The organism is Pseudomonas wenzhouensis, from assembly GCF_021029445.1.
GTDB classification, from domain to species: domain Bacteria; phylum Pseudomonadota; class Gammaproteobacteria; order Pseudomonadales; family Pseudomonadaceae; genus Aquipseudomonas; species Aquipseudomonas wenzhouensis.
This window is the reverse complement of sequence record NZ_CP072610.1, coordinates 2,988,821-3,015,468: the sequence shown is the minus strand read 5'-3', so window position 1 is coordinate 3,015,468 and position 26,648 is coordinate 2,988,821. Positions and strand designations below refer to the sequence as shown.

The 26,648-nt window shown below is 62.0% G+C and carries 25 protein-coding genes and 1 pseudogene; 21 read left to right on the top strand and 5 right to left on the bottom strand.

The annotated features are described in order from the left end of the window. Window positions 1–59: 59 nt before the first annotated feature. The gene (gene rne / locus J7655_RS13875; RefSeq protein ID WP_230924946.1) at window positions 60–3,104 is read right to left on the bottom strand and encodes a ribonuclease E; all 3,045 of its coding nucleotides are present in this window, start codon (window positions 3,102–3,104) and stop codon (window positions 60–62) included. 578 nt (window positions 3,105–3,682) lie between these two features. On the opposite strand from rne, the gene rluC reads away from it, so the two are divergent. The 3 genes from rluC to sppA are packed head-to-tail and all read left to right on the top strand — an operon-like array spanning window position 3,683 to window position 6,291. Next, window positions 3,683–4,636 (top strand): 23S rRNA pseudouridine(955/2504/2580) synthase RluC, encoded by a 954-nt coding sequence (gene rluC, locus J7655_RS13870; protein ID WP_230924945.1) that lies wholly within the window; start codon window positions 3,683–3,685, stop codon window positions 4,634–4,636. After that, on the top strand, window positions 4,629–5,324 hold the full coding sequence (locus J7655_RS13865; protein ID WP_230924944.1) for an HAD-IA family hydrolase: 696 nt from the start codon (window positions 4,629–4,631) through the stop codon (window positions 5,322–5,324). The genes rluC and J7655_RS13865 overlap by 8 nt, the downstream gene beginning before the upstream one ends. Then, the gene (gene sppA, locus J7655_RS13860; RefSeq protein WP_230924943.1) at window positions 5,314–6,291 is read left to right on the top strand and encodes a signal peptide peptidase SppA; all 978 of its coding nucleotides are present in this window, start codon (window positions 5,314–5,316) and stop codon (window positions 6,289–6,291) included. The genes J7655_RS13865 and sppA overlap by 11 nt, the downstream gene beginning before the upstream one ends. A gap of 65 nt (window positions 6,292–6,356) precedes the next feature. Here sppA and J7655_RS13855 read toward each other — a convergent pair whose 3' ends face one another. Then, on the bottom strand, window positions 6,357–6,938 hold the full coding sequence (locus J7655_RS13855) for a Maf family protein (protein WP_230924942.1): 582 nt from the start codon (window positions 6,936–6,938) through the stop codon (window positions 6,357–6,359). A gap of 110 nt (window positions 6,939–7,048) precedes the next feature. Here J7655_RS13855 and J7655_RS13850 point away from each other — a divergent pair, with 110 nt between their 5' ends. From J7655_RS13850 to plsX, 3 genes are read left to right on the top strand one after another with little or no spacing between them, the layout of a single operon-like run. After that, on the top strand, window positions 7,049–7,576 hold the full coding sequence (locus J7655_RS13850; protein ID WP_230924941.1) for a YceD family protein: 528 nt from the start codon (window positions 7,049–7,051) through the stop codon (window positions 7,574–7,576). A 13-nt stretch (window positions 7,577–7,589) separates the two neighbouring features. Continuing rightward, window positions 7,590–7,772: a 50S ribosomal protein L32 gene (rpmF, locus tag J7655_RS13845; protein WP_003245185.1), complete on the top strand. Its 183-nt coding sequence runs from the start codon at window positions 7,590–7,592 to the stop codon at window positions 7,770–7,772. 3 nt (window positions 7,773–7,775) lie between these two features. Further along, window positions 7,776–8,786 (top strand): phosphate acyltransferase PlsX, encoded by a 1,011-nt coding sequence (gene plsX, locus J7655_RS13840; protein ID WP_420850882.1) that lies wholly within the window; start codon window positions 7,776–7,778, stop codon window positions 8,784–8,786. A 54-nt stretch (window positions 8,787–8,840) separates the two neighbouring features. Here plsX and J7655_RS13835 read toward each other — a convergent pair whose 3' ends face one another. Beyond that, window positions 8,841–9,074: a hypothetical protein gene (locus J7655_RS13835; protein ID WP_230924940.1), complete on the bottom strand. Its 234-nt coding sequence runs from the start codon at window positions 9,072–9,074 to the stop codon at window positions 8,841–8,843. Between J7655_RS13835 and fabD the strand changes: the two genes are divergently transcribed. The 10 genes from fabD (at window position 9,073) to J7655_RS13785 (ending at window position 17,603) form a co-directional block, all read left to right on the top strand. Then, the gene (gene fabD, locus J7655_RS13830) at window positions 9,073–10,011 is read left to right on the top strand and encodes an ACP S-malonyltransferase (RefSeq protein WP_230924939.1); all 939 of its coding nucleotides are present in this window, start codon (window positions 9,073–9,075) and stop codon (window positions 10,009–10,011) included. The genes J7655_RS13835 and fabD overlap by 2 nt on opposite strands. Window positions 10,012–10,026: 15 nt before the next feature. After that, entirely contained in the window at window positions 10,027–10,770 is a 744-nt protein-coding gene (fabG, locus tag J7655_RS13825; protein WP_230924938.1) for a 3-oxoacyl-ACP reductase FabG, read from the top strand. Window positions 10,771–10,998: 228 nt separating this feature from the next. Next, entirely contained in the window at window positions 10,999–11,235 is a 237-nt protein-coding gene (gene acpP, locus J7655_RS13820) for an acyl carrier protein (RefSeq protein ID WP_003245177.1), read from the top strand. Between the two features lie 244 nt (window positions 11,236–11,479). Continuing rightward, entirely contained in the window at window positions 11,480–12,724 is a 1,245-nt protein-coding gene (gene fabF, locus J7655_RS13815; protein WP_230924937.1) for a beta-ketoacyl-ACP synthase II, read from the top strand. After that, window positions 12,724–13,539, top strand: a complete 816-nt coding sequence (gene pabC, locus J7655_RS13810; protein WP_230924936.1) for an aminodeoxychorismate lyase — start codon at window positions 12,724–12,726, stop codon at window positions 13,537–13,539. Before fabF ends, pabC begins: the two co-directional genes overlap by 1 nt. Before the next feature lie 3 nt (window positions 13,540–13,542). Further along, complete coding sequence (mltG, locus tag J7655_RS13805; RefSeq protein ID WP_230924935.1) at window positions 13,543–14,598, top strand: endolytic transglycosylase MltG; 1,056 nt, start codon at window positions 13,543–13,545, stop codon at window positions 14,596–14,598. Window positions 14,599–14,607: 9 nt separating this feature from the next. Next, complete coding sequence (gene tmk, locus J7655_RS13800) at window positions 14,608–15,240, top strand: dTMP kinase (RefSeq protein ID WP_230924934.1); 633 nt, start codon at window positions 14,608–14,610, stop codon at window positions 15,238–15,240. Then, window positions 15,233–16,225, top strand: a complete 993-nt coding sequence (locus tag J7655_RS13795; protein WP_230924933.1) for a DNA polymerase III subunit delta' — start codon at window positions 15,233–15,235, stop codon at window positions 16,223–16,225. The genes tmk and J7655_RS13795 overlap by 8 nt, the downstream gene beginning before the upstream one ends. Before the next feature lie 125 nt (window positions 16,226–16,350). Then, the gene (locus J7655_RS13790) at window positions 16,351–16,707 is read left to right on the top strand and encodes a PilZ domain-containing protein (protein ID WP_003245164.1); all 357 of its coding nucleotides are present in this window, start codon (window positions 16,351–16,353) and stop codon (window positions 16,705–16,707) included. A 113-nt stretch (window positions 16,708–16,820) separates the two neighbouring features. Beyond that, window positions 16,821–17,603 carry a TatD family hydrolase gene (locus J7655_RS13785; protein WP_230924932.1) on the top strand — a complete coding sequence of 261 codons (783 nt, stop codon included), beginning with the start codon at window positions 16,821–16,823 and terminating at the stop codon, window positions 17,601–17,603. Window positions 17,604–17,909: 306 nt separating this feature from the next. On the opposite strand, the gene J7655_RS13780 is transcribed toward J7655_RS13785, so the two are convergent. Further along, complete coding sequence (locus tag J7655_RS13780; RefSeq protein WP_230924931.1) at window positions 17,910–19,043, bottom strand: aminotransferase class V-fold PLP-dependent enzyme; 1,134 nt, start codon at window positions 19,041–19,043, stop codon at window positions 17,910–17,912. A gap of 75 nt (window positions 19,044–19,118) precedes the next feature. Between J7655_RS13780 and J7655_RS13775 the strand changes: the two genes are divergently transcribed. From J7655_RS13775 to J7655_RS13755, 5 genes and pseudogenes are all read left to right on the top strand, one after another. Further along, window positions 19,119–19,742 (top strand): TetR/AcrR family transcriptional regulator, encoded by a 624-nt coding sequence (locus J7655_RS13775; protein WP_230924930.1) that lies wholly within the window; start codon window positions 19,119–19,121, stop codon window positions 19,740–19,742. A 317-nt stretch (window positions 19,743–20,059) separates the two neighbouring features. Continuing rightward, window positions 20,060–20,954, top strand: a pseudogene (locus J7655_RS13770) (radical SAM protein). A gap of 71 nt (window positions 20,955–21,025) precedes the next feature. After that, complete coding sequence (locus J7655_RS13765; RefSeq protein WP_230924929.1) at window positions 21,026–21,628, top strand: DUF4823 domain-containing protein; 603 nt, start codon at window positions 21,026–21,028, stop codon at window positions 21,626–21,628. A gap of 198 nt (window positions 21,629–21,826) precedes the next feature. Further along, window positions 21,827–22,396 carry a DUF1285 domain-containing protein gene (locus J7655_RS13760; protein WP_230924928.1) on the top strand — a complete coding sequence of 190 codons (570 nt, stop codon included), beginning with the start codon at window positions 21,827–21,829 and terminating at the stop codon, window positions 22,394–22,396. Between the two features lie 299 nt (window positions 22,397–22,695). Further along, the gene (locus tag J7655_RS13755; RefSeq protein ID WP_230924927.1) at window positions 22,696–23,835 is read left to right on the top strand and encodes an acetyltransferase domain-containing protein; all 1,140 of its coding nucleotides are present in this window, start codon (window positions 22,696–22,698) and stop codon (window positions 23,833–23,835) included. A gap of 673 nt (window positions 23,836–24,508) precedes the next feature. Here the strand turns inward: J7655_RS13755 and J7655_RS13750 are convergent. Beyond that, entirely contained in the window at window positions 24,509–26,569 is a 2,061-nt protein-coding gene (locus J7655_RS13750) for a TonB-dependent receptor (protein ID WP_230924926.1), read from the bottom strand. Window positions 26,570–26,648: the final 79 nt, after the last annotated feature.

Sequence of the window (26,648 nt, the reverse complement as noted above, 5' to 3'; positions counted from 1 at the left end):
GACATGCGGACATGAAAAAGGGGATGCCTAGGCATCCCCTTTTCGTACCTCCAGAAGGATCAAGCCTGAGGCTTGATCTCTTCCTTGTCGACGGCTGGTACGTTTTCTTCCGGCTGCGCTTGCTCTACCGCTTCGCTCGCGCCTTGTTCGCTGACGACAGGGGTGGCTTCGGCTTCAGCGACCGGCTCGACTACAGGAGCTGTTTCGACTACGGCGGCTTCGGCTTCTGCCGGGACGCTTACTTCAGCGACCGGAGCGGCGTCGACTGCTGGGGCAGCCTCTACAGCCGGGGCTGCAGCGGCGGCCTGTGCGGCTTCGCGGGCCAGGCGCTCGGCTTCACGCTGGCGACGACGCACTTCGCGCGGGTCGTTCGGCGCACGGCCAGTGGCATTGGCTGGAACCGGTGTAGGTGCCGGAGCAGGTGCTTGCTCGACCGCAGCCGGAGCAGGCTGCTCGGCGACTTCAACAACCGGTTCTGCTTGAACAGCAGGCTCGGCGACTGGAGCCTCAGCGACAACCGGCGCTTCGACTGCGGCGGCAGGTTCTGCTTGCGTCACATTTTCCACGACCGGAGCGCTTTCGACTGCTGCGCTTACGACAGGCTCGGCCTGTACGTCGACCGACTGAACAGCAGGGGCTTCTTCAGTCTGAGTAGTCGGAGCTTCGACGACCGCCGCTTCGCTGGCAACGGTTTCGCTGCTTTCAACGCTTTCAGCAACCACGGTGGCAGCAGAGGCTACCGCAGCGGTGACAGCCGCTTGTGCTTCTTGCCCGGCAGCTTCGCTGTTCTCGGCGCTTTCGATCAGGTTGCCATCGGCATCACGCTGACGCTCGCGACGATTGCTGCGGCGACGCTGGCCACGCGAACGACGACGCGGACGCTCGCCGTCGTTGTTGTCCTGCTCGTCATCCTGCAGCTGCTCCTCGTTCGGCAGCGCTTCGTCCTGCACAGCTTCGGCCTGTTCGGCGCGCGGCTGGCGCTCTTCGCGCGGTGGACGCTGACGCTCGGCGCGGGGCTGACGCTCGGCACGCTCTTCGCGTTGTTCGCTGCCGGCAGCGTCCAGCGGCTCACGCAGTTCGCGTACGCGCTCTTCACGCGGGGCACGCTCTTCGCGCGGCTTGCGCTCGCGGCGGTTTTCCTGGCCTTCGCGCGGCTCGCGTGGCGCGCGTTCTTCACGCGGGGCACGCTCTTCACGTGGCTGGCGCTCTTCGCGCGGCTCGCGGGCCTGACGCTCTTCACGCGGAGCACGTTCTTCGCGCGGCTTGCGCTCTTCGTCGCGACGACCGCCGCGATTACGGCTCTGCTGACGACCATTGCGGCGTTCTTCACGCGGCGGACGCTCGTTGCTTTTCTTCTCGACGACTGCGGGCTTGGCTTCTTCTTCCTTGCCGGCGAACAGGCTGACCAGCGACTTCACCAGGCCTTTGAACAGGCTTGGCTCGGGTGCCTTACTCGGTGCCAGCGGAGCCGGTTGTGGCTCGGCAGCGACCGGAGCGCTGCTACGCGGTGCGGCCTTGATCGCGGCTTCCTGGCGAACCAGGGTGCGCGTGGCGGCACTCGGATGCGCGGCCGCTTCTTCGTGTTCTGCGGTGGCAGCGATTTCGTAGCTGCTCTGGCCGCTCAGGGCTTCCGGGCTGTCGTCACGCAGGCGCTGCACTTCGAAATGCGGGGTTTCCAGGTGATCGTTCGGCAGGATCACGATGCGCGCACGGGTGCGCAGTTCGATTTTGGTGATCGAGTTGCGCTTCTCGTTGAGCAGGAAGGCGGCGACCGGGATCGGTACCTGAGCGCGGACTTCGGCGGTGCGATCCTTCAGCGCTTCTTCTTCGATCAGGCGCAGGATGGCCAGCGACAGGGATTCGACGTCGCGGATGATGCCTTGGCCGTTGCAACGCGGGCAGACGATGCCGCTGGTCTCGCCCAGCGACGGACGCAGGCGCTGACGGGACATTTCCAGCAGACCGAAGCGCGAGATACGGCCGACCTGTACGCGGGCACGGTCAGCTTCCAGGGCTTCACGCACCTTCTCTTCGACGGCGCGCTGGTTCTTGGCCGGGGTCATGTCGATGAAGTCGATGACGATCAGGCCGCCGATGTCACGCAGGCGCAGCTGGCGGGCGATTTCTTCGGCCGCTTCCAGGTTGGTCTGCAGCGCGGTTTCCTCGATGTCGCTGCCCTTGGTGGCGCGCGCCGAGTTGATGTCGATGGAAACCAGGGCTTCGGTCGGGTCGATGACGATGGAACCACCGGACGGCAGCTTCACTTCGCGCTGGAAGGCGGTTTCGATCTGGCTTTCGATCTGGAAGCGGTTGAACAGCGGCACGCTGTCTTCGTACAGCTTGATCTTGCTGGCGTACTGCGGCATCACCTGCTGGATGAAGCTCAGGGCTTCTTCCTGGGCTTCGACGCTGTCGACAAGCACTTCGCCGATGTCCTGGCGCAGGTAGTCGCGGATGGCGCGGATGATGACGTTGGATTCCTGATAGATCAGGAACGGGGCAGGGCGGCTGGTGGAGGCTTCCTTGATGGCGCTCCACAGTTGCAGCAGGTAATCGAGGTCCCACTGCATTTCTTCGCTGCTACGACCCAGGCCGGCAGTGCGCACGATCAGGCCCATGTCGGCCGGGGCGTTGAGGCCGTTCAGCGCTTCGCGCAGTTCGTTGCGCTCTTCGCCTTCGATGCGGCGGGAGATGCCGCCGGCACGTGGGTTGTTCGGCATCAGCACCAAGTAACGACCGGCCAGGCTGATGAAGGTGGTCAGGGCTGCACCCTTGTTGCCGCGTTCTTCTTTCTCGACCTGGACGATGACTTCCTGGCCTTCCTTGAGCACGTCCTTGATGTTGACGCGGCCGCCTTCAGGGGCTTTGGAGAAATATTCGCGGGAGATTTCTTTGAGAGGGAGGAAACCGTGGCGTTCGGAACCGAAATCGACGAAAGCGGCTTCAAGGCTGGGTTCAACGCGGGTGATGCGGCCTTTGTAGATATTGGCCTTTTTCTGTTCGCGGGCGCCGGACTCGATGTCCAGATCGTAGAGTTTTTGGCCATCTACCAGGGCGACACGCAACTCTTCGGGCTGAGTTGCGTTAATGAGCATTCTTTTCATGTGGTACCAATGGGTTCCGGGCTAGCGGAAGCCACGTTAGGCACACACGACTCTCAGGGTCGGTGTCAGGCGCGTCAGAAACGGTCGTAAATCGTTCCACTGTCGAGCGACGGTCAGCCAATACCAGGCTGCGGTCGCGACGGACGTCTCCTGCTTGCTGTGGTGACAGAAAGCACTCAGTCAGGAAGAGGAATCAACTGGCGGTAGCGGACGAGATGAGGCGTCTTTGATCAAGCGGTGTGCTACGCAGTCCGACAGTTGTACATCTCCACCCTACACGTATCGCTGAAAATCGGGTGCCGCGCGCGGATTCCGCAGCGGTTGTCATTTATCGCGACCGCCCGGCGGGCGAATCGCGCATCATACTCAAGGCTTTATTTCCGAAGTCTTCGTAGCCAATGGTGGCCTTTCTAAGCTGAAGAATCCGTCGGACGGCCTCACGTCCCAAAAGGTTTGCGCGGGCAGGGGATGGCAAGTTTGGCGATCATCCGCAAGCCAGGCCGCTTTTGGCGGCGTTCGCGACTATAGCAGCAATGATTAAGTGCTTCAATTCCATAAAAAATTGTTATGATTGCGCGATGACTACTCCTGCCTCTCCAACCTCCGGCGTTCAGCTGATCGAGGTTGCACCGGAACTCGCCGGCCAACGCATCGACAACTTCCTGCGGACACAGCTCAAGGGCGTGCCCAAGACCCTGATCTACCGCATCCTGCGCAAGGGCGAAGTTCGGGTGAACAAGGGGCGGATCAAGCCCGAATACAAGCTCCAGGCCGGTGATGTGGTGCGCGTGCCGCCGCTGCGCCTGGCCGAGCGCGATGAGCCTGAGCCGCTGGCGCAGGGGCTTTTGCAGCGCCTCGAGTCTGCCATCGTTTATGAGGACAAGGCGCTGATCGTGCTGAACAAACCGGCCGGTATCGCCGTGCATGGTGGCAGTGGTCTCAATTACGGGGTGATCGAGGCGTTTCGCCAGTTGCGTCCCGATGCCAAGGATCTGGAGCTGGTGCATCGCCTCGATCGTGATACGTCCGGCCTGCTGATGATCGCCAAGAAGCGCAGCATGCTCCGACACCTGCACGAAGCGCTGCGCGGCGACGGCGTGGACAAGCGCTATATGGCGTTGGTGCGCGGTCACTGGGCGACTGCCAAGAAGCAGATCGCCGCGCCGCTACTGAAAAGCAACCTGCGCTCCGGCGAGCGTATGGTCGAGGTGAATCCCGAGGGCAAGGAGGCGCTCACGGTATTTCGTGTGCTGCGCCGTTTCGGTGAGTTCGCCACGCTGGTCGAGGCCAGCCCGATCACTGGTCGTACCCACCAGATTCGTGTGCACGCGCAATATGCAGGTCATGGTATTGCCGGCGACAGCAAATACGGCGATGACGACTTCTCCCGTGAGATTCGCGAGCTGGGCGGTAAACGCCTGTTCCTGCATGCCTATGAGTTGCACGTGCCGCTGCCCGATGGTGGCGTGCTGAAGCTCGAGGCTCCGGTGGATGAGATGTGGGCGAAGACCCTGGAGCGTCTGAGTGCCTGATTATCAGCTACTGATTTTCGATTGGGACGGCACGCTGGTGGATTCCATCGGCCGTATCGTCGAGGCCATGCACCGTGCTGCCGATGTGGCATGTGTGCCGCGCTGCAGCGATGTCGCGGTGCGCGGGATTATTGGTCTGGAACTTGGGGTTGCGATTCGCACGCTGTACCCGGAACTCGATGAGCCGCTGCGAATCGAAACCATCCGGCGCGCCTATAGTGAGCAGTATCTGGCGCTGGAGACCGAGCCGTCACCGTTGTTCGAGGGTGTGCGCGAGTCGCTCGAAGTCTTTCGTGATCAGGGGTATCAGCTGGCTGTGGCGACCGGCAAGGGGCGCAGGGGGTTGCATAGGGTGCTGGCTGACAAGGGTTGGCTGGATTACTTCGATATCACCCGTTGCGCTGACGAGACGGCAAGCAAGCCGGACCCGCTGATGCTGCACGAAATTCTCGCGCATTGCCGGGTGCAACCCGAGCGCGCGCTGATGGTCGGGGATTCGACCTTTGACCTGCTGATGGCGCGCAATGCCGGGATGGACGCGGTGGCGGTAGGTTTCGGTGCGCAGCCGCTGTCGGTGTTGCGCGAGTGCTCGCCGCGTTTGGCTATCAACGAATTCAATGAGCTGCGTGCGTGGCTGGAAGTCGGTCGTGCGCAGCGTTCAGCAGAGGTGAGTGAATATGTCGGATGAGTGGAAGTCATCGTCTTCGTCAGGCGAGGATGCCAAGAGCTGGAAGTTGCTGGAAAAGGCACTGCTGTCCAGTGTTCAGGAGCAGCGTCGTTCGCGTCGCTGGGGTATTTTTTTCAAGCTGCTGACCTTTATCTACCTGTTCGGTGCGTTGGCGCTGGTATTGCCAGTGCTCGATCTGAAGAAAGCCTCGACCGCCGAGGCGCATACGGCGCTGATCGAAATTCGCGGCATGATCGCTGATCGAGAGGAAGCCAGTGCCGATAAGGTGGTGGGCAGTCTGCGTGCCGCCTTCGAAGATACCAATACCAAGGGCGTGATCCTGCGTATCAACAGCCCGGGCGGTAGTCCGGTGCAGTCCGGCTACATCTATGACGAGATTCGTCGCTTGCGTGGCGAGTATCCGCAGACCAAGGTCTATGCGGTGATCAGTGATCTGGGTGCATCCGGCGCCTATTACATCGCCAGCGCGGCCGATGAGATCTATGCCGACAAGGCCAGTCTGGTCGGCTCCATTGGTGTTACGGCAGCCAGTTTCGGTTTTGTTGAAACCATGGACAAGCTCGGTGTCGAGCGTCGCGTCTATACCTCGGGTGAGCACAAGGCATTTCTCGATCCGTTCCAGCCGCAGAAGGAAGAGGAAACCCGCTTCTGGAAAACCGTGCTGGACACCACTCATCGTCAGTTCATCGACAGCGTGAAGAAGGGTCGTGGTGATCGTCTCAAGGCTGATGAGCATCCCGAGTTGTTCTCGGGGCTGGTCTGGTCTGGCGAGCAGGCGCTGCAGCTGGGCTTGGTCGATGCGCTGGGTAGTGCCAGCTATGTGGCGCGTGAGGTGATTGGTCAGAAAGAGATGGTCGACTTCACTCAGCGTGATACGCCGTTCGATCGCTTTGCCAAGCGCCTGGGTACCAGTGTCGCGGACCGCATTGCGCTGTGGATGGGCTTTCAGGGGCCGACGCTGCGCTGATATATAAAAGAAGCCCCGTAGGGCGGGTGCAACCCGCCGACCGAGATTGGCGGGTTGCGCCCGCCCTACGGCACTTCTATTTCTTCGTTGATCAGCATGTCCACCAGTCGAATGAGGGGCAGGCCGACCAGACTGGTGGCGTCTTCGCCCTCGGTGCTGCGAAACAGGCTGATGCCCAGACCTTCGGACTTGAAGCTGCCGGCGCAATCGAATGGCTGCTCGCGTTGCAGGTAGCGCAGGATCTGCTCGTCGCTCAGTGGGCGAAAATGCACGGTGAAGGGTACGCATTCGACCTGGCATTTGCCGGTGCTCGAATTGAGCAGTGCCAGTCCGGTCAGAAAGGTGACGCTGCTGCCGCTGGCGGCGCGCAACTGTTGCTGGGCTCTCGGCAGATCGTGGGGTTTGCCGAGTATCTGTCCGTCGCTGAGTGCGGCGACCTGGTCCGAGCCGATGATCAGGTGGTCTGGGTTGTTGGCGGCGAGGGCGCGGGCCTTTTCTTCAGCCAGGCGTCTGACCAGGTCGATGGCGGCTTCGCCCTCGCGGCGGGTTTCGTCGATGCTCGGCGATTGCCAGGTAAAGGGCAGTTGCAGGCGTTCGAGCAGCTCGCGACGGTAGGGTGAGCTGGAGGCGAGCAGCAGCGCGGGCATGTTCTCTTCCTTTATATAGGTGGGCGAGAAATTCTACTGATCGTCGCCATTCGAAAACAGGCCGAATTTCCTTTGACAGGGGCAGGGTGCATCCCTAGAATGCTGCGCCTATGTTGAATGGGCCGATTCCACCTCACGTTGATCCGCGCAAGCTCGCCGACCGCGAAGCTACCCTTGAAGGGCAGCTCGAACTGGCCAGCCTGCAGCGTCTCTGCGACCCGCTTGCCGAAACGGCTGGCACGGTGCAGGCGAAATTTCATTTCGCCCGTGACGAGCAGAAAACTGTGGTTATCCGCAGTGAGCTTGAGGTTGAGGTCAAAATGGTCTGCCAGCGTTGTCTGGAGCTGGTCGCGCTACCCATCCGCAGCGAATGTGAATACGCCGTGGTTCGGGTTGGAGCGAACACTCAGTCCTTGCCCAAGGGCTACGACGTGCTGGAAGTGGGCGAAGAGCCGCTGGAGCTGCTTGGTCTGGTCGAGGAAGAGTTGCTTCTCGCCTTGCCCATCGTTCCTGCTCATGCCCCAGGTGATTGCCAGCAGCCGGACGGTCTCGATGAGCCCGAGCCAGGCGAGGACGAGGTATCGCGGTCCAACCCGTTCAGTGTATTGGCGCAGTTAAAGCGTGACCCAAACGTTTAGGAGTTAATGAGTTATGGCTGTTCAGCAGAACAAAAAATCCCGTTCCGCCCGCGACATGCGTCGTTCGCACGACGCCCTCGAGGCCAGCACCCTGTCCGTAGAGAAGAGCACCGGTGAAGTTCACCTGCGCCACCACGTTTCTCCGGAAGGCGTGTACCGCGGTCGCAAAGTGATCGACAAGGGCGCTGACGAGTAATCCTTGTCTGCCTCGATCATCGCGATTGATGCAATGGGTGGGGACTTCGGTCCCCACTGCATTGTTCCGGCCTGCATTTCCGCGCTGGCCGAATTCCCCTCGCTGCATCTGGCCCTCGTCGGCCAAGCTCCCCTCATCGAAGAACAGCTCGCTCGCCAGTCCGGCGTCGACCGCTCGCGTCTGCAGGTTCATCACGCCAGTGAAGTCATCGCCATGGACGAACGTCCGGCGCAGGCCTTGCGTGGCAAGCCGGATGCCTCGATGCGCGTGGCGCTGGAGCTGGTGCGTCAGCGTCAGGCGCATGCCTGCGTCAGTGCCGGCAATACCGGGGCGCTGATGGCGCTGTCGCGTTACGTGCTGAAGACGCTGCCGGGGATCGATCGGCCGGCCATGGTCAGCCCGATTCCGACTGAGCGTGGCCATTGCTACCTGTTGGATCTGGGTGCCAACGTCGACTGCAGCGCCGAGCACCTCTATCAGTTCGCGATCATGGGCGCGGTTGCGGCCGAAACCCTGGGTGTATCTCGGCCGCGCGTGGCCTTGCTCAATGTCGGTACCGAGGACATCAAGGGCAATCAGCAGGTCAAGCTGGCGGCCAATATGCTGCAGCAGGCCCATGGGCTGAATTTCGTCGGCTACATCGAGGGCGATGGCATGTATCGCGGTGAAGCCGATGTGGTGGTGTGCGACGGCTTCGTCGGCAACATCCTGCTCAAGTCCAGTGAAGGCCTGGCCAGGATGATCACCGGGCGGGTCGAGGCGCTGTTCAGCGATGGGTTGTTCGCCCAGGCAATCGGTGCCTTGGCGATGCCATTGCTGCGCCGCCTCAAGGCCGATCTGGCGCCGGCGCGGCACAATGGTGCGAGCTTTCTCGGGCTGCAGGGCATCGTGGTCAAGAGTCATGGCGCGGCAGGGCAGGAGAGCTTTCAGAGCGCCATTCGTTGTGCGTTGCGCGAGGTGCAGGAAAATCTGCCGCAGCGACTGCATGGTCGACTTGAGGACTTGTTGCTGTAGACTCGTCGCGTTTTCAGGGCGCCTCTAAAAACTACCTGCGTTGCCATCGCGGCGTTAAAAACAGACTCGTGCGCGAGTTCGATCAAAATGCTCATTTACAGCGCGTAAACTGCGCTTTTTCGTCTGTTTTTGCCTTGCGCTGGCTGCTTCGCCTACGTTTTTAGAGGCGCCCTGCAGGGCGTGGGCTGTGGTGGAATGTGACCGCGGCACGCGGCCTGTCATCCAACTGTCAGTTTGCTGCGCCAGGCTCGCCTGGCGCTGGTTTTTCGACTCAAGGGACTTATTCATGTCTGCATCCCTCGCATTCGTCTTTCCCGGTCAGGGTTCGCAAGCCCTGACCATGCTCGCCGAGCATGGCGCCCAGCAGAAGCTGGTGATCGACACCTTCGGTGAAGCCTCCGAAGCGCTCGGCTACGACCTTTGGGCGCTGACCCAGCAAGGCCCGGAAGAGCAATTGAACCAGACCGACAAGACCCAGCCGGCCATCCTCACCGCTTCCATCGTCCTGTGGCGTTTGTGGCAGGCCGAGGGCGGCGCCAAGCCGGCGTTCGTCGCCGGTCACAGCCTGGGTGAGTACTCCGCGCTGGTCGCCGCGGGCAGCATCGGCTTCGTCGACGCCGTGAAGCTGGTGGAGCGCCGTGGTCAATTGATGCAGCAGGCCGTTCCGGCCGGGCAGGGCGGCATGGCCGCCATCCTCGGCCTGGAAGATGCCGACGTGCTGGCCGCCTGCGCCGAAGCGGCGCAAGGTGATGTGGTTAGCGCAGTGAACTTCAATGCCCCCGGCCAGGTGGTGATCGCGGGTAGCGTCGCAGCGGTGGAACGTGCCATCGAGGCGTGCAAGGCCCGTGGCGCCAAGCGCGCCATGGCATTGCCGGTCAGCGTGCCGTCGCACTGCGCGCTGATGAAGCCGGCTGCCGAGCGTTTCGCCGAGTCGGTGGAAGCGCTGAACTGGCAGGCGCCGCAGATCCCGCTGGTGCAGAACGTCAGTGCAGCCGTGGTATCCGACCTGGCCACCCTGAAGGCTGACCTGCTGGCGCAGCTCTACAGCCCGGTACGCTGGGTCGAGTCGATGGTGCGCCTGTCCGAGCAGGGCGTGACTGATCTGGTCGAATGCGGCCCGGGCAAGGTGCTCAGCGGCCTGAACAAGCGCTGTGTCAAAGGCATCAGCACTTACAACCTGGATACCCCCGATGCTTTCGCCGCTGCTCGTGCTGCGTTGGCTTGAGAAAGGAGAACGAACATGAGTCTGCAAGGTAAGGTCGCGCTGGTCACTGGCGCCAGCCGTGGTATCGGTCAGGCAATCGCCCTGGAGCTGGGGCGTCAGGGCGCCATCGTCATCGGCACTGCCACGTCGGCATCCGGTGCCGAGCGCATCGCCGCCACGCTGCAAGAACACGGCATCAGCGGTACCGGTATGGAGCTGAACGTGACCAGCGCCGATTCCGTCGAGGCCGTGCTGGGCGCCATCGCCGAGCAGTTCGGTGCGCCGGCCATTCTGGTCAATAACGCCGGTATCACCCGCGACAACCTGATGCTGCGCATGAAAGACGACGAGTGGTTCGATGTCATCGACACCAACCTCAACAGCCTGTATCGCTTGTCCAAGGGTGTGCTGCGTGGCATGACCAAGGCGCGCTTCGGTCGCATCATCAATATCGGTTCCGTGGTCGGTGCCATGGGCAATGCCGGGCAGGCCAACTACGCGGCCGCCAAGGCCGGCCTAGAAGGTTTCAGCCGCGCGCTGGCGCGTGAAGTCGGCTCGCGTGGTATCACCGTCAACTCCGTGGCCCCCGGCTTTATCGACACCGACATGACCCGTGAGCTGCCCGAAGCACAGCGCGACGCGCTGCTGACGCAGATTCCGCTGGGCCGTCTGGGTCAGGCCGAAGAGATCGCCAAGGTCGTCGGTTTCCTGGCTTCCGATGGCGCAGGCTACGTCACTGGGGCTACTATTCCGGTGAACGGCGGTATGTACATGAGCTAAAAAGTGAGCCTCCGACTGTCCGGGGGCTCTCGAATGTGACGCGAGCCATCAGAAAACTGTCATAGTGGCTGTCTAAAATCCGTTATAAAGCTGCAACAGGTTTATAGACAGATCGTTGAAGTGTTCCTGGGGGCTCCCCGGCATTCAGCTTGAAATGCTAAAAACCCTTTCTATACACTTGGCCGCTACCAGCTGCCTGGATTTGTCCAATAGGAGTGAAAACAAGGTATGAGCACCATCGAAGAACGCGTCAAGAAAATCGTTGCCGAGCAACTTGGCGTCAAGGAAGAGGAAGTGACCAACAGCGCTTCCTTCGTTGAAGACCTGGGTGCCGACTCTCTTGACACCGTTGAGCTGGTGATGGCTCTCGAGGAAGAATTCGAGACCGAGATCCCGGACGAGCAAGCCGAGAAGATCACCACCGTTCAGGAAGCCATCGACTACGTGACTGCCCACGCGCAATAAGTCACCGTCAGCTTTCTGACCGAGAAAAGCCGCACTGCCCTAATCAGGCGTGCGGCTTTTCTTTAGCGTGGAAGTCGCGCAGCGACGACTTCTGATGACCTTCTCCCGCTGGGAGAAGGTGGCGCGTAGCGCCGGAAGAGGGAGGCGGACATGCCGCGAAGGCTTCCATCATTCGGGGTTCTCGCGGCGTGTCCGTTACGTGCAAGGCGCATGTGGCGCCTGAGTAGAACAAGAGGAGATTGCTGTGTCGCGTAGACGCGTCGTGGTTACCGGTATGGGCATGTTGTCGCCGCTGGGTAACGATGTGCCGAGCAGCTGGCAGGGCATTTTGGCCGGGCGCAGTGGCATCGGTCTGATCGAGCATATGGACCTGTCGGCCTACTCCACCCGTTTTGGCGGGTCGCTCAAGGGCTTCAACGTCGAGGAGTACCTCTCTGCGAAAGAGGCGCGCAAGCTCGACCTGTTCATCCAGTACGGTCTCGCTGCCTGCTTCCAGGCGGTGCGTGATTCCGGGCTGGACATCACCGACGCCAACCGTGAGCGGATCGGTGTGGCCATGGGCTCCGGCATCGGCGGCCTGACCAATATCGAGAACAACTGCAAATCGCTGCATGAGCAGGGGCCGCGGCGTATTTCGCCGTTCTTCGTGCCGGGCTCGATCATCAACATGATTTCCGGTTTCCTGTCGATCCACCTGGGTCTGCAGGGGCCGAACTACGCCATCGCCACCGCTTGCACCACCGGCACTCACTGTATTGGCATGGCTGCACGCAACATCGCCTATGGCGAGGCCGATGTGATGGTCGCCGGCGGTGCCGAAATGGCGGCCTGCGGCCTGGGCATGGGAGGTTTCGGTGCGGCGCGTGCGTTGTCGACGCGCAACGACGAGCCGACCAAGGCCAGCCGTCCGTGGGACAAGGGCCGTGACGGCTTCGTGCTGTCCGACGGCTCCGGCGCCCTGGTGCTGGAAGAGCTGGAACACGCCAAGGCGCGTGGCGCCACCATCTATGCCGAGCTGATCGGTTTCGGCATGAGCGGCGATGCCTTCCACATGACTTCGCCACCCGAAGATGGCGCCGGCGCAGCGCGCTGCATGGCCGCCGCCCTGCGTGATGCGGGTATCAATGCCGATCAGGTGCAGTACATCAACGCGCATGGCACCTCGACGCCTGCGGGCGACAAGGCTGAAGTTGCTGCGGTGAAAAGCGTGTTCGGTGATCACGCCTACAAGTTGTCGGTCAGCTCGACCAAGTCGATGACCGGTCACTTGCTGGGTGCTGCAGGCGCCGTGGAAGCGATCTTCAGTGTGCTGGCGATCCGCGATCAGGTCGCACCACCGACTATCAACCTGGACGAGCCGGACGAAGGCTGCGATCTGGACTTCGTGCCGCATCAGGCCAAGGCCATGCCGATCGAGATCGCCCTGTCGAACTCCTTTGGCTTCGGCGGTACCAACGGCTCGCTGCTGTTCCGTCGGTATCACGGCTGATGCTGAGCTGGGTCAACGGCGCGCCCGGCGAGCAGTTGTCGGTTCGCGACCGTGGCCTGGCTTACGGTGATGGTCTGTTCGAGACCATCGCCGTGCATGGCGGGCGCATCCCCTTGCTGGCGCGGCATATGGCGCGCCTGGCCGAGGGCTGTCGGCGCCTGTCCATGCCTCTCGATCTGGTGTTGATGGAAAGCGAGTTGCAGGCCTTTGCCGGGCAACTGGGCGAGGGCGTGGCCAAGCTGATCGTCACCCGCGGTGAGGGCCAGCGCGGCTATGCGCCGCCGCAGCCCTGCCAGCCGCTGCGCATCCTGCAGGCGGCACCGTTGCCGCTGTATCCTGCTGCGCATGCCGAGCAGGGTGTGCGGCTTTTTCCCTGTGTGACGCGTCTGGCCGAGCAGCCCTTGCTGGCCGGGCTCAAGCACCTCAACCGCCTGGAGCAGGTATTGGCGCGTGCCGAATGGCAGGACGTCGAGTGTGCCGAAGGGTTGATGCGCGACAGCCACGGCCGGGTCATCGAGGGCGTGTACAGCAACCTGTTCCTGGTCATCGAAGGCGGGCTGGTCACGGCCGATCTGTCGCGCTGTGGCGTGGCCGGGGTGATGCGTGCCGAAATTCTGCAGCAGGCGCAGATGCTCGGGCTGGCCATCGAGTTACGTGATGTTTCCTTCGACGAACTGCTGAGTGCCGACGAAGTCTTTCTCTGCAACAGCCTTTACGGCATCTGGCCTGTGCGGGCGCTGCAAGAGCGACACTGGTCGGTCGGGCCGCTCACCCGTAAACTGCAGGCCATCGTCTGCGACCTACTGAGTAAATAACTGGTGCTACGCAAGATCTTGGTGCTGCTCGAGTGCGGCGTGCTATTGGCTGCCCTGCTAGTCGTGGGGGCCGCCTGGCAGCAACAGAGAGCGCTGGAACAGCCTCTGCATCTGACTGAAGAAATGCTCCTGGAAGTGCCGTCCGGCGCCACCCCGAGCGGCCTGCTCAATCGTCTGGAAGCCGAGGGGGTGATCGACAACGCCTTCTGGCTGCGTCTGTATTGGCGTTTCAACCTGCGTGCGCCGGCCATGCACAGCGGCGAATATCGCCTGCTGCCCGAGCACAGCGCGCGCGACATGCTCGGCTTGTGGCAGCGCGGCGAAGTGGTGCAGTACAGCCTGACCCTGGTCGAGGGCTGGAACTTTCGTCAGGTGCGTGCGGCTCTGGGGCGTCAGGAACGCCTGGAGCAGCGTCTAGCCGACTTGACCGATGCCCAGTTGATGGAGCGCCTGGGCTTGGCTGGGCAGAATCCGGAAGGGCGCTTCTTTCCCGATACCTATCGCTACGTGCGCGGCATGAGCGACGAAGACCTGCTCAAACAGGCCAATGCGCGTCTTGAGGCGGTGCTCGCCGAAGAGTGGCAGCAGCGCGCCGAAGGCTTGCCCTATCGCGAGCCCTATGACGCGCTGATCATGGCCTCGATGATCGAGAAGGAAACCGGCGTGCCCGAGGAGCGCGGCGAGATCGCCGGGGTGTTCGTGCGTCGCCTGCGCATCGGCATGCGTCTGCAGACCGACCCCACTGTCATCTACGGCATGGGCGAGCGCTATAACGGCCGTATCACCCGCGCCGATCTGCGCACGCCAACGCCCTATAACACCTACACCATCGACGGGATGCCGCCAACGCCGATCGCCATGGTCGGCCGTGAGGCGATTCACGCCGCGCTCAACCCGCGCGATGGCACCACCCTGTATTTTGTCGCGCGCGGCGACGGCAGCCATGTGTTCTCCAACACCCTGGCCGAGCACAACCGCGCGGTGCGCGAATACCAGCTCAAGCGTCGCGCCGACTACCGCTCCAGCCCCGCGCCCCGTGCGGCGGCCGAAACCGAATAAGGGCAATCCGTGACCGGTCTGTTTATTACCCTGGAAGGCCCGGAAGGCGCCGGCAAAAGTACCAACCGCGAATACCTGGCCGTGCGCCTGCGCGAGCAGGGCATCGATGTACTACTGACCCGCGAGCCCGGCGGTACGCCCCTGGCCGAGCGCATCCGCGAATTGCTGCTCGATCCGAGCGATGAGTCGATGGCAGCCGATACCGAGTTGCTGCTGGTATTCGCCGCCCGCGCCCAGCACCTGCAACAAGTGATTCGTCCGGCCCTGGCCAGGGGCTGTGTGGTGCTGTGCGACCGTTTCACCGATGCCACCTACGCCTACCAGGGCGGCGGTCGGGGGCTGTCCGTCGAGCGCATCGCGCAACTGGAGCAGTTCGTTCAGGGCGAGCTGCGCCCGGATCTGACGCTGATTTTCGACCTGCCGGTGGAGATCGGCCTGGCGCGTGCCGCCGCTCGCGGGCGCCTGGACCGTTTCGAGCAGGAAGGCCGTGGCTTCTTCGAGGCGGTGCGTGAGGCCTATCTGCAGCGCGCTGCGCAGGCGCCGCAGCGTTATCGCGTGCTCGATGCCGGGCAGAGCCTGGCGCAGGTGCAGGTCGATATCGACACCTTGCTGCCGACGCTGCTGGAGGCGTGCCGTGGCTGAGGTTTATCCCTGGCAGCAAGCGCTCTGGCAACAACTGGCCGGGCGCAGCCAGCACGCCCATGCGTATCTGCTGCATGGTCCGGCCGGCATCGGCAAGCGCGCGCTGGCCGAGCGCCTGATGGCGCGCCTGTTGTGCCAGAGCCAAAATGGGCTGGATGCCTGTGGCAACTGCAAATCCTGCCATCTGCTGGCTGCCGGTACTCACCCGGACAACTACGTGCTGGAGCCCGAGGAAGCGGACAAGCCGATCAAGGTTGATCAGGTGCGCGAGCTGGTCGACTTCGTGGTGCAGACCGCGCAGCTCGGCGGGCGCAAGGTGGTGCTACTGGAGCCGGCCGAGGCGATGAACCTCAACGCCGCCAATGCGCTGCTGAAAAGCCTGGAAGAGCCGTCCGGCAATACCGTGCTGCTGCTTATCAGCCACCAGCCCAGCCGCCTGTTGCCGACCATCAAGAGCCGCTGCGTGCAACAGGCCTGCCCCCTGCCGAGCGAGGCATTGAGCATGGCCTGGCTGGCCCAGGCGCTGCCTGAACTGGGCGACGATGAGCGCGCCGATTTGCTGACTCTGGCAGCCGGCTCACCACTGGCCGCTGTGCGCCTGCAGGCGCAGGGCGTACGCGAGCAGCGCGCGCAGGCGGTGGAGGGGGTGAAGAAGCTGCTCAAGCAGCAGGTTTCACCCAGCCAACTGGCGGAAAGCTGGAACGCGCTGCCGCTGAACCTGCTGTTCGACTGGTTCTGCGATTGGGCGCAACTGATGCTGCGTTACCAGTTGACCCAGGACGAGGAAGGCCTCGGTCAGGCGGATATGCGCAAGGTGGTGCAGTACCTGGCAGACAAGAGTGCGCAGGCCAAGGTGTTGGCCATTCAGGAATGGCTCCTTGCGCAAAGGCAGAAGGTGATCGGCAAGGCCAACCTCAATCGTGTACTGCTGCTCGAAGCCTTGTTGGTACAGTGGGCCGCACTGCCTGCGCAGGAGCGTCGCTGAGCGCCAGGGTGGCGGATTCGGCAGGGCGTCACATTCTGCTGGTTGCATGCCGCTCGGTGGTTTGCGCATGAGCATGAACAAGCCCTAGAATCAGCCATTAAGCAATAAATGCTAGGAATGTGCTGATGAGCTTGCCACCCAATCTGGGGCCCCGTAACGGAATTCTGTCCCTGACCATCAAGGACAAGTCCGTGCTGTACGCGGCCTACATGCCTTTCATCAAGAACGGCGGGCTCTTCATTCCCACCAACAAGAGCTACAAGCTCGGTGACGAAGTGTTCATGTTGCTCAACCTGATGGATGAGCCGGAGAAAATCCCGGTGGCCGGCAAGGTGGTGTGGATCACCCCGAAAGGTGCCCAGGGCAACCGCGCTGCCGGTGTCGGCGTGCAGTTCAACGACGGCGACAACACCGCGCGCAACAAGATCGAAACCTACCTCGCTGGCGCGCTGAAGTCCGACCGCCCGACTCACACCATGTAACTGCTGGCCGCGAGCTTACCGCCTTCGCGGCCGTAGTATCGTCCCCAGAGCGTCCAGGCATCGGCCGCTTTCGATTACAATTCGGGCTTTCCCTTTGCCCGAGTTCTCCCGCTGTGCTGATCGACTCCCATTGCCACCTTGATCGTCTCGACCTCGCTGCCCATGGCGGCTCGCTGGATGCTGCCCTGGATGCGGCGCGCGCCGCTGGCGTCGGCCATTTTCTGTGCATCGGTGTCAGCGCCGACAACGCCGCCACGGTCAAGGGGCTGGCCGAGCGCTATGCGGATGTAGATTGCTCGGTAGGCGTGCATCCACTGGATCTGGAACCAGGCGCCGAGCCTGCGCTGGACTGGCTACTCGGTGAGCTGGCGCACCCGAAGGTGGTGGCCATTGGTGAAACCGGTCTGGATTACCACTACGAGCCGGAGTCCGCTGCGCTGCAGCAGGCCTCTTTCCGTCTGCACCTGGAGGCGGCGCGTATCACCGGCAAGCCGGTAATCGTGCATACCCGCGAGGCCCGCGCCGACACCCTGGCGTTGTTGCGTGAAGCGGCGCTGCCGCAGGCCGGGGTGCTGCATTGCTTCACCGAAGACTGGGAAATGGCCAAGGCCGCGCTGGATATCGGCTTCTATATCTCGTTGTCCGGCATCGTCACCTTCCGCAATGCCGAGGCGTTGCGCGACGTGGCGCGTCAGGTGCCGGCTGACCGTCTGCTGGTCGAAACCGATTCGCCTTACCTGGCGCCCGTGCCGCATCGCGGCAAGCCCAACCTGCCGCAATACGTGCGCGAAGTGGCCGAATACCTGGCGGTGCTGCGTGGGGTGAGTTACGAAGCGCTGGCCGAGCAGACCTCGAACAACTTCAAGCGTCTGTTCCCGCTGGCGGGTGTGGCCTGAAAGCATGGCGTGGCCCGGATGTAGTTCGGGGGCGTCGGTAACCATTTCCCGGATTGCATCCGGGCTACGGTTCGCACTTCTGTCATCAGACCAGGCAAAAAAAACCCGGACTCTGGGGGATGAATCCGGGTTAAGACCATTAGGAGTAAATCAAGGTACGCGGTCCACGGTACCTTGGCTGGCGGGGCACTTGGGGGGAGATGCCGCACACCAGTAAGTTCCAGTATTGGTCATGATCAGCGAGCGTCCAGGCCAAAGCCTGAGTTTTTTAAACGGATTTGGAATACTGCGGACGCTGCTGAGTCCTCACCCTTTTGCCAGCTGGGTTAGCAGGCTCAGCGTTTCCTCGATCACCTGCTCGCGGGTGTAAAAATGTGGTGACAGGCGCACGCCTGGTCCGCGTTGCACGCAGATCACCTGTTCCTCGCGCAGACGTTGATACAGCGCAGCGTTGTCCCAGCCTGCCAGGCTGAAGTTGAGGATGCCGGCACGGCGCGCCGGGTCGAGCGGGCTATGAATCACCGCACCGGGTAATGCGCGAATGCCGTCGTCGAGGCGCTGAATCCGTTCCTCCAGCAAGGCGCCGACCCGCTCCATACCCACGTCTTCGAGCAACGACAAACTCGCCTCCAGGGCGAAAGCGCCGAGCATGTTCGGGCTGCCGCATTCGAAGCGCCGCGCACTGCGGGCCGGTTGCCAGTCCCGACGGGTGTAATCGCCGGCGTGCTCGAGCATGTGCCAGCCATACTCATGCAGTTTCAGCTGATCGCGTACCGCACTGCGGCAATAGAATACGCCCAGCCCTTCCGGGCCGAGCATCCACTTGTGGCCGTCGGCCATGGCGAAGTCGCAGTCATAGGCCTGGACATCGAAGGGCAGGGCGCCCAGTTGCTGGATGGCATCGATGCAGAACAGCACGCCATGCTGGCGGCAACCGCGGCCGAGACGCGGCAGATCCAGGCGCAGGCCGCTGGCGAACTGCACGGCGCTGATCGACAGCAGGCGTGTTCGCGGGGTGAAGGCGGCGAGCAGAGCAGCCTCCGGGTCATCGCCCTTGAGGCTGACTTCGACCACCTCCACACCCTGGGCCGCCAGTGCCAGCCAGACGATGCGGTTGGACGGAAATTCCTCATCGCTGATGATCACCTGGTCGCCGGCTCGCCAGTCCAGGCCGAAGGCCACGAAGGACAGTGCTTCGGATGTATTCTTGACCAGTGCGATATCGCCGGTGCTGGGTGCGTTCATCAGGCGCGTCAGGCGTTCGCGCAGGCAGCGCTCCAGTTTCAGCCAGTCCGAATAGTCACGTGCGCCACTGCTCACGTTCACCTCGGAGAACCTCCGCACCGCTTCAGCACTGCGTTTTGGCCAGGGAGCGACCGCTGCGTGGTTCAGGTAGCGCAGTCCGTTTTCCTGGGGAAACTCATCATGAAACACGTACATGGTCGGATGATCCGTGCAATTTGGCCGCATTTGGGCATAATAGTCGGCTTCGATTTTTGACCCCGTAGTCCCTTTATGCAGAAAGAACCCCGTAAGGTCCGCGAATTCCGTCGCCGCGAGCAAGAAATTCTCGATACCGCGCTGAAACTCTTCCTCGAGCAGGGAGAAGACAGTGTGACCGTCGAGATGATCGCTGATGCGGTCGGTATCGGCAAAGGCACTATCTACAAGCACTTCAAGTCCAAGGCGGAGATTTACCTGCGCCTGATGCTCGACTACGAGCGCGATCTCAACGAGCTGCTGCATTCGGCCGACGTGGATCGGGACAAGGAAGCGCTGTCGCGTGCGTACTTCGAATTCCGCATGCGCGATCCGCAGCGTTATCGCCTGTTCGACCGCCTGGAAGAGAAGGTGGTCAAGGGTAATCAGGTGCCGGAACTGGTCGAGCAACTGCACAAGATCCGTGCCTCCAACTTCGAGCGCCTGACCCAGCTGATCAAGGGCCGTATCGCTGAAGGCAAGCTGGAAGATGTGCCTCCGTACTTCCACTATTGCGCCGCCTGGGCGCTGGTGCATGGCGCCGTGGCGCTGTATCACTCGCCGTTCTGGAGCAATGTGCTCGAGGATCAGGAAGGCTTCTTCCAGTTTCTCATGGACATCGGCGTGCGCATGGGTAACAAGCGCAAGCGCGACGCCTGATGCCAGACATGTCGGCCGCTACACTACGCCGTGGCCGGCATGACGATAGCGCACGCGTCGGCCGTGCAGCCGAGGCGTTAGGCCGAAAAATATGAGTGGTACTTCTGAAACACCACGCTAAGGCTGATGAACGTTTCGGTCCACCTCCAGCAAGTGGGCTTTAGCCCATCTTCAGCATCAATGCGCTGAAGCAGGGCTTCGCTGCGCCAGGCCTCAGCGCAAACCGATGCGGTCAAGGTGTTGAAGCTCAGTGGCTCGGCAGTCATGTTTGGCACGGCTACACTGCCGCTGCGTCAATCAACCGAGCGTTCCTAGCCATGCCCGCCACCTTTCCCATTGCTTATATCGAGCCAGTGTTTCGTCCGCCAAGCGAGGCACAGTCGCTGATTCTGCCGGTTACCAACGGTTGCTCCTGGAACCAGTGCACCTTCTGATGAGATGTACACCGCGCCGCAGAAGAAATTCCGCGCCCGCGACGAGGCGCTCGTGCTGGAGGAGATCCGTCGCGCCGGTGAGCAGTTGATCGTCAACCGTGTCTTTCTTGCCGATGGTGATGCGCTGGTCTTGCCGACCCGGCGCCTGCTGACGATTCTGCAAGCCATTCGCGAATACATGCCCGAGGTTCGTCGAGTTTCCAGCTACTGCCTGCCGCGCAACCTGCGCAAAAAATCGGTGGGTGAGCTCAAGGAACTGGCCGATGCCGGGTTGAAAATGGCCTATGTCGGCTGCGAGTCGGGCGACGATGAAGTGCTGGCGCGGGTCAACAAGGGGGAAACCTTCGATTCCAGCCTCAGTGCTCTGGACAAGCTCGGTCAGGCCGGGATCACCCGCTCGGTGATGATTCTCAATGGGCTCGGCGGCCAGGCGCTCAGCGCTCAGCATGCGGATAATTCGGCACGATTGATGAACGAGGCTCAGCCCGAATATCTGTCTACGCTGGTGGTCAGTTTCCCCATGGGTGAGGCACGTTTTCGCCAGCAGTTCGCCGATTACCAGCCGCTGACGCCACTGCAGTTGTTCACTGAAGTCGAGCGTCTGCTGCAGGGGCTCGAACTGCAGCAAACGGTGTTTCGCAGCGACCATGCCTCCAATTATCTGGTGCTCAAGGGTAACCTCGGGCGTGATAAAGCACGCCTTCTGGCTCAGGTGCGCAGTGCCATCGAGCGGCCGCAACAGGCGAACCTGCGTCAGGAATGGCAGCGTGGGCTTTGACCTGGCTGGCGCAGAATCTGCATCTGCTTCTCGTCCGCCGGATTTCCGTCACCGGCGAGGAGGATCGATTCATGCGTAACCTGCTTCTACTGGTGGCGCTGCTGGGGCTGGCTGGCTGCATGAAGGTCAGTGATCTGGCCAGCGGCGCCGAATATCATCTGCGCGATGCCGGTGTGCTCGACCATGGCCGCACCGAGCGCATGGCGTCGCGGCGTCTGCAGCAGGACTCTTTCATCTACATCGCCCAGGGCCATTTCGTGCCGCCTGGTCACGGTTATCCGCGCCCCAATGTGGTGGCCGAAGAGGCCTTCAAGGGCTTCGTCGAATACTTCCCGCTGGTACGCCGCGCACGTCAGCCGTCAGGGCTGGATGAAGCCATGGCTGAAGCACGCAGCGCTGGCGCGCATTACCTGCTGTATGCGCGCTTTGCCTACAGTGACGACCGTATCGGCACCCTGGAAGAATGGGAGGATCAGGAGGCTGTGGATCGTCTCGGTACCGACCGGGCATCGATTCAGTTGATGCTGATCGAAACCAATACCCGCTTTCTGGTGGACACCGCACGGATCCGCAGCCGTGGCGGATTCCTGACGTTTTACGATGCCCAGCCGCAGGATCTGATCGGCCCACCCCTGCACGACTATGCACGCAGCCTGATCGGCGTCGGGCGTTAAGAACGCCCTAAAACGCGCGGCCGTCAGTGCGGTGCTGATGACGGTACGGGAAGGTCATTGCGTCTGGATGATGCCCTTCCGGGCTGGCGCAAGCACTGTTCAGCGATGAAGCCCGATTTCAGGCGCGCGGCCCTTTAGTCGCGACAGGCGCCACGGTGTATCCTTTTCGGCTGGCAGTGACGTGGACGAGGACAGAGCATGAGTGATCCAGGCAAGGCCGGCGACCTGCTGGCGCAGATCCCCAAGAGTGAAGGCAAGGGCCTGCCCCCTGTGCACCTGTGGAACCCGGATTTCTGTGGCGATATCGATATGCGTATCGCCCGCGATGGTACCTGGTACTACCTGGGCACGCCCATCGGCCGCAAACCCATGGTGCGGCTGTTTTCCACCATCATCCGTCGTGACGGCGACGACTACTTCCTGATCACGCCGGTGGAAAAGGTCGGCATCCAGGTCGAGGACGCGCCCTTCGTCGCGGTGACCCTGCAGGTTGACGGTGAGGGCGAGGCGCAGGTGCTGCGTTTCACCACCAACGTCGAGGATGAAGTGGTGGCTGGCGCCGAGCATCCTCTTCGCGTCGAGATCGACCCTGCGACACTCGAACCTTCGCCCTACATTCGGGTGCGGCATAACCTCGATGCGTTGATCCATCGCAACGTGTTCTATCAGCTGGTGGAGCTGGCGGTGGAACGCGAGATCGACGGAGAGCCCTGGCTGGGTGTTTGGAGCAGTGGAGTGTTCTACCCCATCGGGCTTTCCCCGGCCTGAGCCGGCGATGTTCAGGTCGCGCCGGTGCGCACGGTACATCCTGCGGACGCGACCTGCGTTGCTCATCTGCCTCGGTTCAGTCGATGGCGTCAGCAGGTTGCGAATCCAGTGGTTCCAGCCAGTGCAAAGAGGCAGTGAGGGGCGTTTCATCACGCAGCCTCTTCTGCGTGGTTGCTTATGGCTATTACGGCGCTGTTGCACTGTGCTGGGTTTAAGCGCTGGTTCAGGCGCAGGTGCATGGGCTTTATGTGAAAGGTTATAGTATTGCGTTTATTTGATAGCGCTATGCGAAGCCTTTCATGTCCTCCAATCGTCTGCTCTCCATCGATGCCCTGCGTGGCTTGGTCATCCTCTTCATGTTGCTCGATCACGTCCGCGAAACCTTCTACCTGCATCAGCAGGTCGGGGATCCGATGGACGTGACGGCTACCGAAGCTGCGTTGTTTTTCAGCCGCACGCTGGCGCACCTGTGTGCGCCGGTATTCATTCTGCTCACCGGACTCTCGGCCTTTCTCTACGGCGAGAAACAGATGAGCAGGGCGGCGACCAGCGCCTTCCTGTTCAAGCGCGGACTGTTTCTGGTGGTGCTGGAGTTCAGTCTGGTCAACTTCGCCTGGACCTTTCAGTTGCCGCCCACGGTGATCTACCTGCAGGTGATCTGGGCCATCGGCCTGAGCATGCTGGCGCTCTCCGTGCTGCTGTGGCTGCCGCGAACGCTGCTGGCTGTGCTGGGGCTGGCGCTGGTGGCGGGGCATAACCTGCTCGATGGGCTGCACTTTCCAGTCGAGTCGACCATGCACATCCCTTGGGCGGTGTTGCATGACCGTGGCTGGATCGAGTTTTCCGAATCGCTGCGGCTGCGCACCTCTTATCCGGTATTGCCGTGGATCGGCGTAATCGCCCTGGGCTATGTGATCGGCCCCTGGTTTCGCTGGTCGAGCGTGCCCGAGCAGCGTTTGCAGTGGCTGCGTCGTAGCGGTTTCGCTGCGCTGGCGCTGTTCGTGGTACTGCGCTTGGTCAATGGCTACGGTGAAAAGCCCTGGGTGGTCGGGGAGAGCGGACTGCAGACGCTGATGAGCCTACTTAACATCACCAAATACCCGCCGTCGCTGCTGTTCCTGGCGCTGACGCTGGGTATCGGTTTATTGCTGCTGGCCTATTTCGAGCGCCGCAATGACGGGCGCATGGTGCGCACGCTGGCGGTGTTCGGCAGTGCGCCGATGTTCTTCTACCTGCTGCACCTGTATGTGCTGAAGCTGCTCTATGTCACCGCTTTCGCCATCTGGGGCGCCAACCAGGGACATTACTTCGGTTTCGAGACGATGGGCTGGATTTGGGCGGCGACCTTGGCTCTGGCCGTGCTGTTGTTCCCGCCTACGCAATGGTTCGCCCGGCTCAAGGCGCGGCGTCGGGATATACGTTGGTTGAAGTATTTCTGATTCGTGGTCATGCCACGAATGAAGCGTCTAGCGCTATCTTGTGTGGGAGCCCCGCTTCGGGGCGAAATGTTGCGAGGCCGTGATGGCCAGATTCGCGGCGGGGCGCCGCTCCTACAGCATCGCAGGAGGCGTGGAGCAAGGCGAAACCTGTCTGATAGTCCCGTGTTTCGCTGTGCTTAACCCAGGCTAACTGCTGAGTCGTGGCCATGCCACGAATGAAGCGTCCAGCGCTGTCTTGTGTGGGAGCCCCGCCTCGGGGCGAAACGTAGCGAGGTCGTGCTGGCCAGATTCGCGGCGGGGCGCCGCTCCTACAGCATCGCAGGAGGCGTGGAGCAAGGCGAAACCCGTCTGATGGTCCCGGGTTTCGCTGTGCTCAACCCAGGCTAACTGCTGAGTCGTGGCCATGCTACGAATGAAGCGTCTAGCGCTATCTTGTGTGGGAGCCCCGCCTTGGGGCGAAATGTTGCTAGGCCGTGATGGCCAGATTCGCGGCGGGGCACCGCTCCTACAGCATCGCAGGAGGCGTGGAGCAAGGCGAAACCCATTAAGGCGATCCCGGTTTTCGCTGTGCTCAACCCAGGATACATACTCGCAGGGTATGCCTGTAGGAGCCCGCTTGCGGGCGATGGCTGGCGTGATCGCCGGCAAGCCGGCTCCTACAGGTTGTGTTGCGCTACAGCTTCATGTTCACCGACACATAGGCCGAGCGGCCCGGCGCGGGGGAGAACATCGGTTGTTCATCGCCAGCGGCCCAGAAGAAGTTGTCGAACCATACGTACTCGTATTTACGGTCGGTGAGGTTCTTCAACTGCAGGTCGAGGCTGGTGGTGGCTGAAACCTGATAGCGCACGTTGGCATCGAGCACCGCGAAGCCGCCGTACTTGCCTTGCTCGTTCAGCTCGTCGATGTAGTAATCGCCCTGCGCGCGCGCCGACAGGCCGAAGCGCCAGGCGTCGTTGAACTGGTAGTCGACCCCGGCATTGCTGATGTAGCGCGGGGTGGAGAACACTTCCTTGCCAGCCAGCGACTGGCCACCAGCGGTGAAGGCGCTGACGACCTTGGCTTCCTGAATGGCGTGCGAGCCCCACACCGTCCACTGCTCGTTCAGTTGTGCGGTGAGCTGCATGTCGATGCCGCGACGCTTGGTTTCACCCAAACCGACGGTGGTGCCGGTGCTGGGCATGTTGGCCACTTCATCGGTGGCTTCCTGCTGCCATACGGCGATGCGTGCTTCCGAACCGGCGAACGGCTTGAATTTCACCCCCACTTCCTTGCCGGTGTTGATCGACGGTTTGTACGCCGCCTGGCCTGCGGTCAGGTAGGCCGGTGCGGTGGAGCCGGTAAGAATCTGGAAGGTACGGCCCCAGTTGGCGTAGAGGTTCACGTCCGGGGTGAGGCTGTACACCACACTGAGCTTGGGCTGCTCGATCCAGCCATAGTCTTGCAGTTCGGCCTTCTCGCCGTTCATCAGCTCGGTATTGCCGGAGAAGGTGTCGACCCGATACGCCGGGATGATCTTCAGCTGTTCGATGGGCTGGATGATCGCCTGGACGTAGGCACCCGTGTTGTACAGGGTGTAGCTATCGTCGTTCTGCGTGCGGGCCGGCGGCGCGTCGAAGTCGGTGGGGATACCGAAGTTGTAGCGATAACGGCGGTATCCGTTGTTCTGCTGCTCGTAGTTGACGCCACCATCGAGGGTGAGCATGTCGTGGGCGCGCCAGGTCAGGTTGCTCAGCGCACCGATCTGCCGCTCCTGCCATTGGCGGCGCTGGCGCGGGGCGTTGCCGTCCGGGTAGTCGGTGAAGGTCACGGTGCGGTCATCGTCGTAGCTGTTGTAGTACAGCTTGTTGCTCAGGCTCAGGCTCAGGTCGTCGCTGAGCTGGAAATCGGCATGCCCGCTGAGGTGCTTCATGTCGCGGTCGTCGCCGTCGTTGGCGTTCTTCGCCGGCGACTGGGTGCGGCTGGCGGCCAATTGCCGGGCGGTGAGAAAACCCGGCTCCTCGGCCTCGTGGTGGTAGAGGCGGGCGACCACGCCGAGCTTCATGGTCTGCTCGTCATCGCTGACGAACCACTTGCCGCCCAGGGAATACTTGTTGGAGTCGCTGTGGTCGCGGAAGCCGTCGGAGTCCTGCTTGGCCAGGAAGTAGTTTTGCGCGAAGTTGCCTTCCTCGTGGCCGACCGCCAACTGCAATTCGCGGGTATTGAAGCTGCCGTAGGTCAGACGGCCATCGGTGTAGTTGCCGCCCTGGCGGGTGACGAAGTTGATGTTGCCGCCGATGTTGTGCAGGCCATAGCGCGGGTCGTTGGTGCCGCGCACCACCTCGATGTAGTCGATGTCCAGCGGGAAGACCATGTCGATGAAGCGCTGGTTGCCGCTGTTGACGTTACTCGGTACGCCGTCGATCAGGGTTTTGATGCCATTGATGTAACCCTCACCGTTGAAGGCGCGGAAGGTCACCTTGCCCGACTCGGCGCCCATGCGCGTTTCGGTCAGCTGGATGCCGGGCATCTGGCCTACCAGCTCCCAGCTGTTCATCACGGTTTTGTCCTCGATCTTGTCGCTGCCCATGATGTCGACTGACGTCAGGATGCTGTCGGTGCGCAGCGTGCCGCTGGCCTCCGGGGTGACGTAGACCGAGCCGAGCGAAACGGTGGAGTTGCCGGATGAGGCAGCGTGAATCTGAGGCGTGACCAGGGCGGTCATGACGGCGAGGGAGGCCGAGGTGGCTTTCATGGGTATTCCTAATGTTGCGTTGTCTGAGAGTCGGGAGGTGGTTGTGTTGGCTGGCCAGAGAGCGTTTCGCCCATGACAG

What these genes read in the sequence shown, in the direction of transcription:
- J7655_RS13765 (WP_230924929.1), top strand. Translation starts at nt 21,026, where the DNA reads ATGCGTAACCTGCTTCTACTGGTGGCGCTGCTGGGGCTGGCTGGCTGC.
- J7655_RS13775 (WP_230924930.1), top strand. Translation starts at nt 19,119, where the DNA reads ATGCAGAAAGAACCCCGTAAGGTCCGCGAATTCCGTCGCCGCGAGCAA.
- rne (WP_230924946.1), bottom strand. Translation starts at nt 3,104, where the DNA reads ATGAAAAGAATGCTCATTAACGCAACTCAGCCCGAAGAGTTGCGTGTC.
- acpP (WP_003245177.1), top strand. Translation starts at nt 10,999, where the DNA reads ATGAGCACCATCGAAGAACGCGTCAAGAAAATCGTTGCCGAGCAACTT.
- J7655_RS13755 (WP_230924927.1), top strand. Translation starts at nt 22,696, where the DNA reads ATGTCCTCCAATCGTCTGCTCTCCATCGATGCCCTGCGTGGCTTGGTC.
- J7655_RS13790 (WP_003245164.1), top strand. Translation starts at nt 16,351, where the DNA reads ATGAGCTTGCCACCCAATCTGGGGCCCCGTAACGGAATTCTGTCCCTG.
- rpmF (WP_003245185.1), top strand. Translation starts at nt 7,590, where the DNA reads ATGGCTGTTCAGCAGAACAAAAAATCCCGTTCCGCCCGCGACATGCGT.
- J7655_RS13850 (WP_230924941.1), top strand. Translation starts at nt 7,049, where the DNA reads ATGTTGAATGGGCCGATTCCACCTCACGTTGATCCGCGCAAGCTCGCC.
- J7655_RS13750 (WP_230924926.1), bottom strand. Translation starts at nt 26,569, where the DNA reads ATGAAAGCCACCTCGGCCTCCCTCGCCGTCATGACCGCCCTGGTCACG.
- J7655_RS13855 (WP_230924942.1), bottom strand. Translation starts at nt 6,938, where the DNA reads ATGCCCGCGCTGCTGCTCGCCTCCAGCTCACCCTACCGTCGCGAGCTG.
- J7655_RS13835 (WP_230924940.1), bottom strand. Translation starts at nt 9,074, where the DNA reads ATGAATAAGTCCCTTGAGTCGAAAAACCAGCGCCAGGCGAGCCTGGCG.
- fabG (WP_230924938.1), top strand. Translation starts at nt 10,027, where the DNA reads ATGAGTCTGCAAGGTAAGGTCGCGCTGGTCACTGGCGCCAGCCGTGGT.
- rluC (WP_230924945.1), top strand. Translation starts at nt 3,683, where the DNA reads ATGACTACTCCTGCCTCTCCAACCTCCGGCGTTCAGCTGATCGAGGTT.
- pabC (WP_230924936.1), top strand. Translation starts at nt 12,724, where the DNA reads ATGCTGAGCTGGGTCAACGGCGCGCCCGGCGAGCAGTTGTCGGTTCGC.
- fabD (WP_230924939.1), top strand. Translation starts at nt 9,073, where the DNA reads ATGTCTGCATCCCTCGCATTCGTCTTTCCCGGTCAGGGTTCGCAAGCC.
- J7655_RS13780 (WP_230924931.1), bottom strand. Translation starts at nt 19,043, where the DNA reads ATGTACGTGTTTCATGATGAGTTTCCCCAGGAAAACGGACTGCGCTAC.
- sppA (WP_230924943.1), top strand. Translation starts at nt 5,314, where the DNA reads ATGTCGGATGAGTGGAAGTCATCGTCTTCGTCAGGCGAGGATGCCAAG.
- J7655_RS13760 (WP_230924928.1), top strand. Translation starts at nt 21,827, where the DNA reads ATGAGTGATCCAGGCAAGGCCGGCGACCTGCTGGCGCAGATCCCCAAG.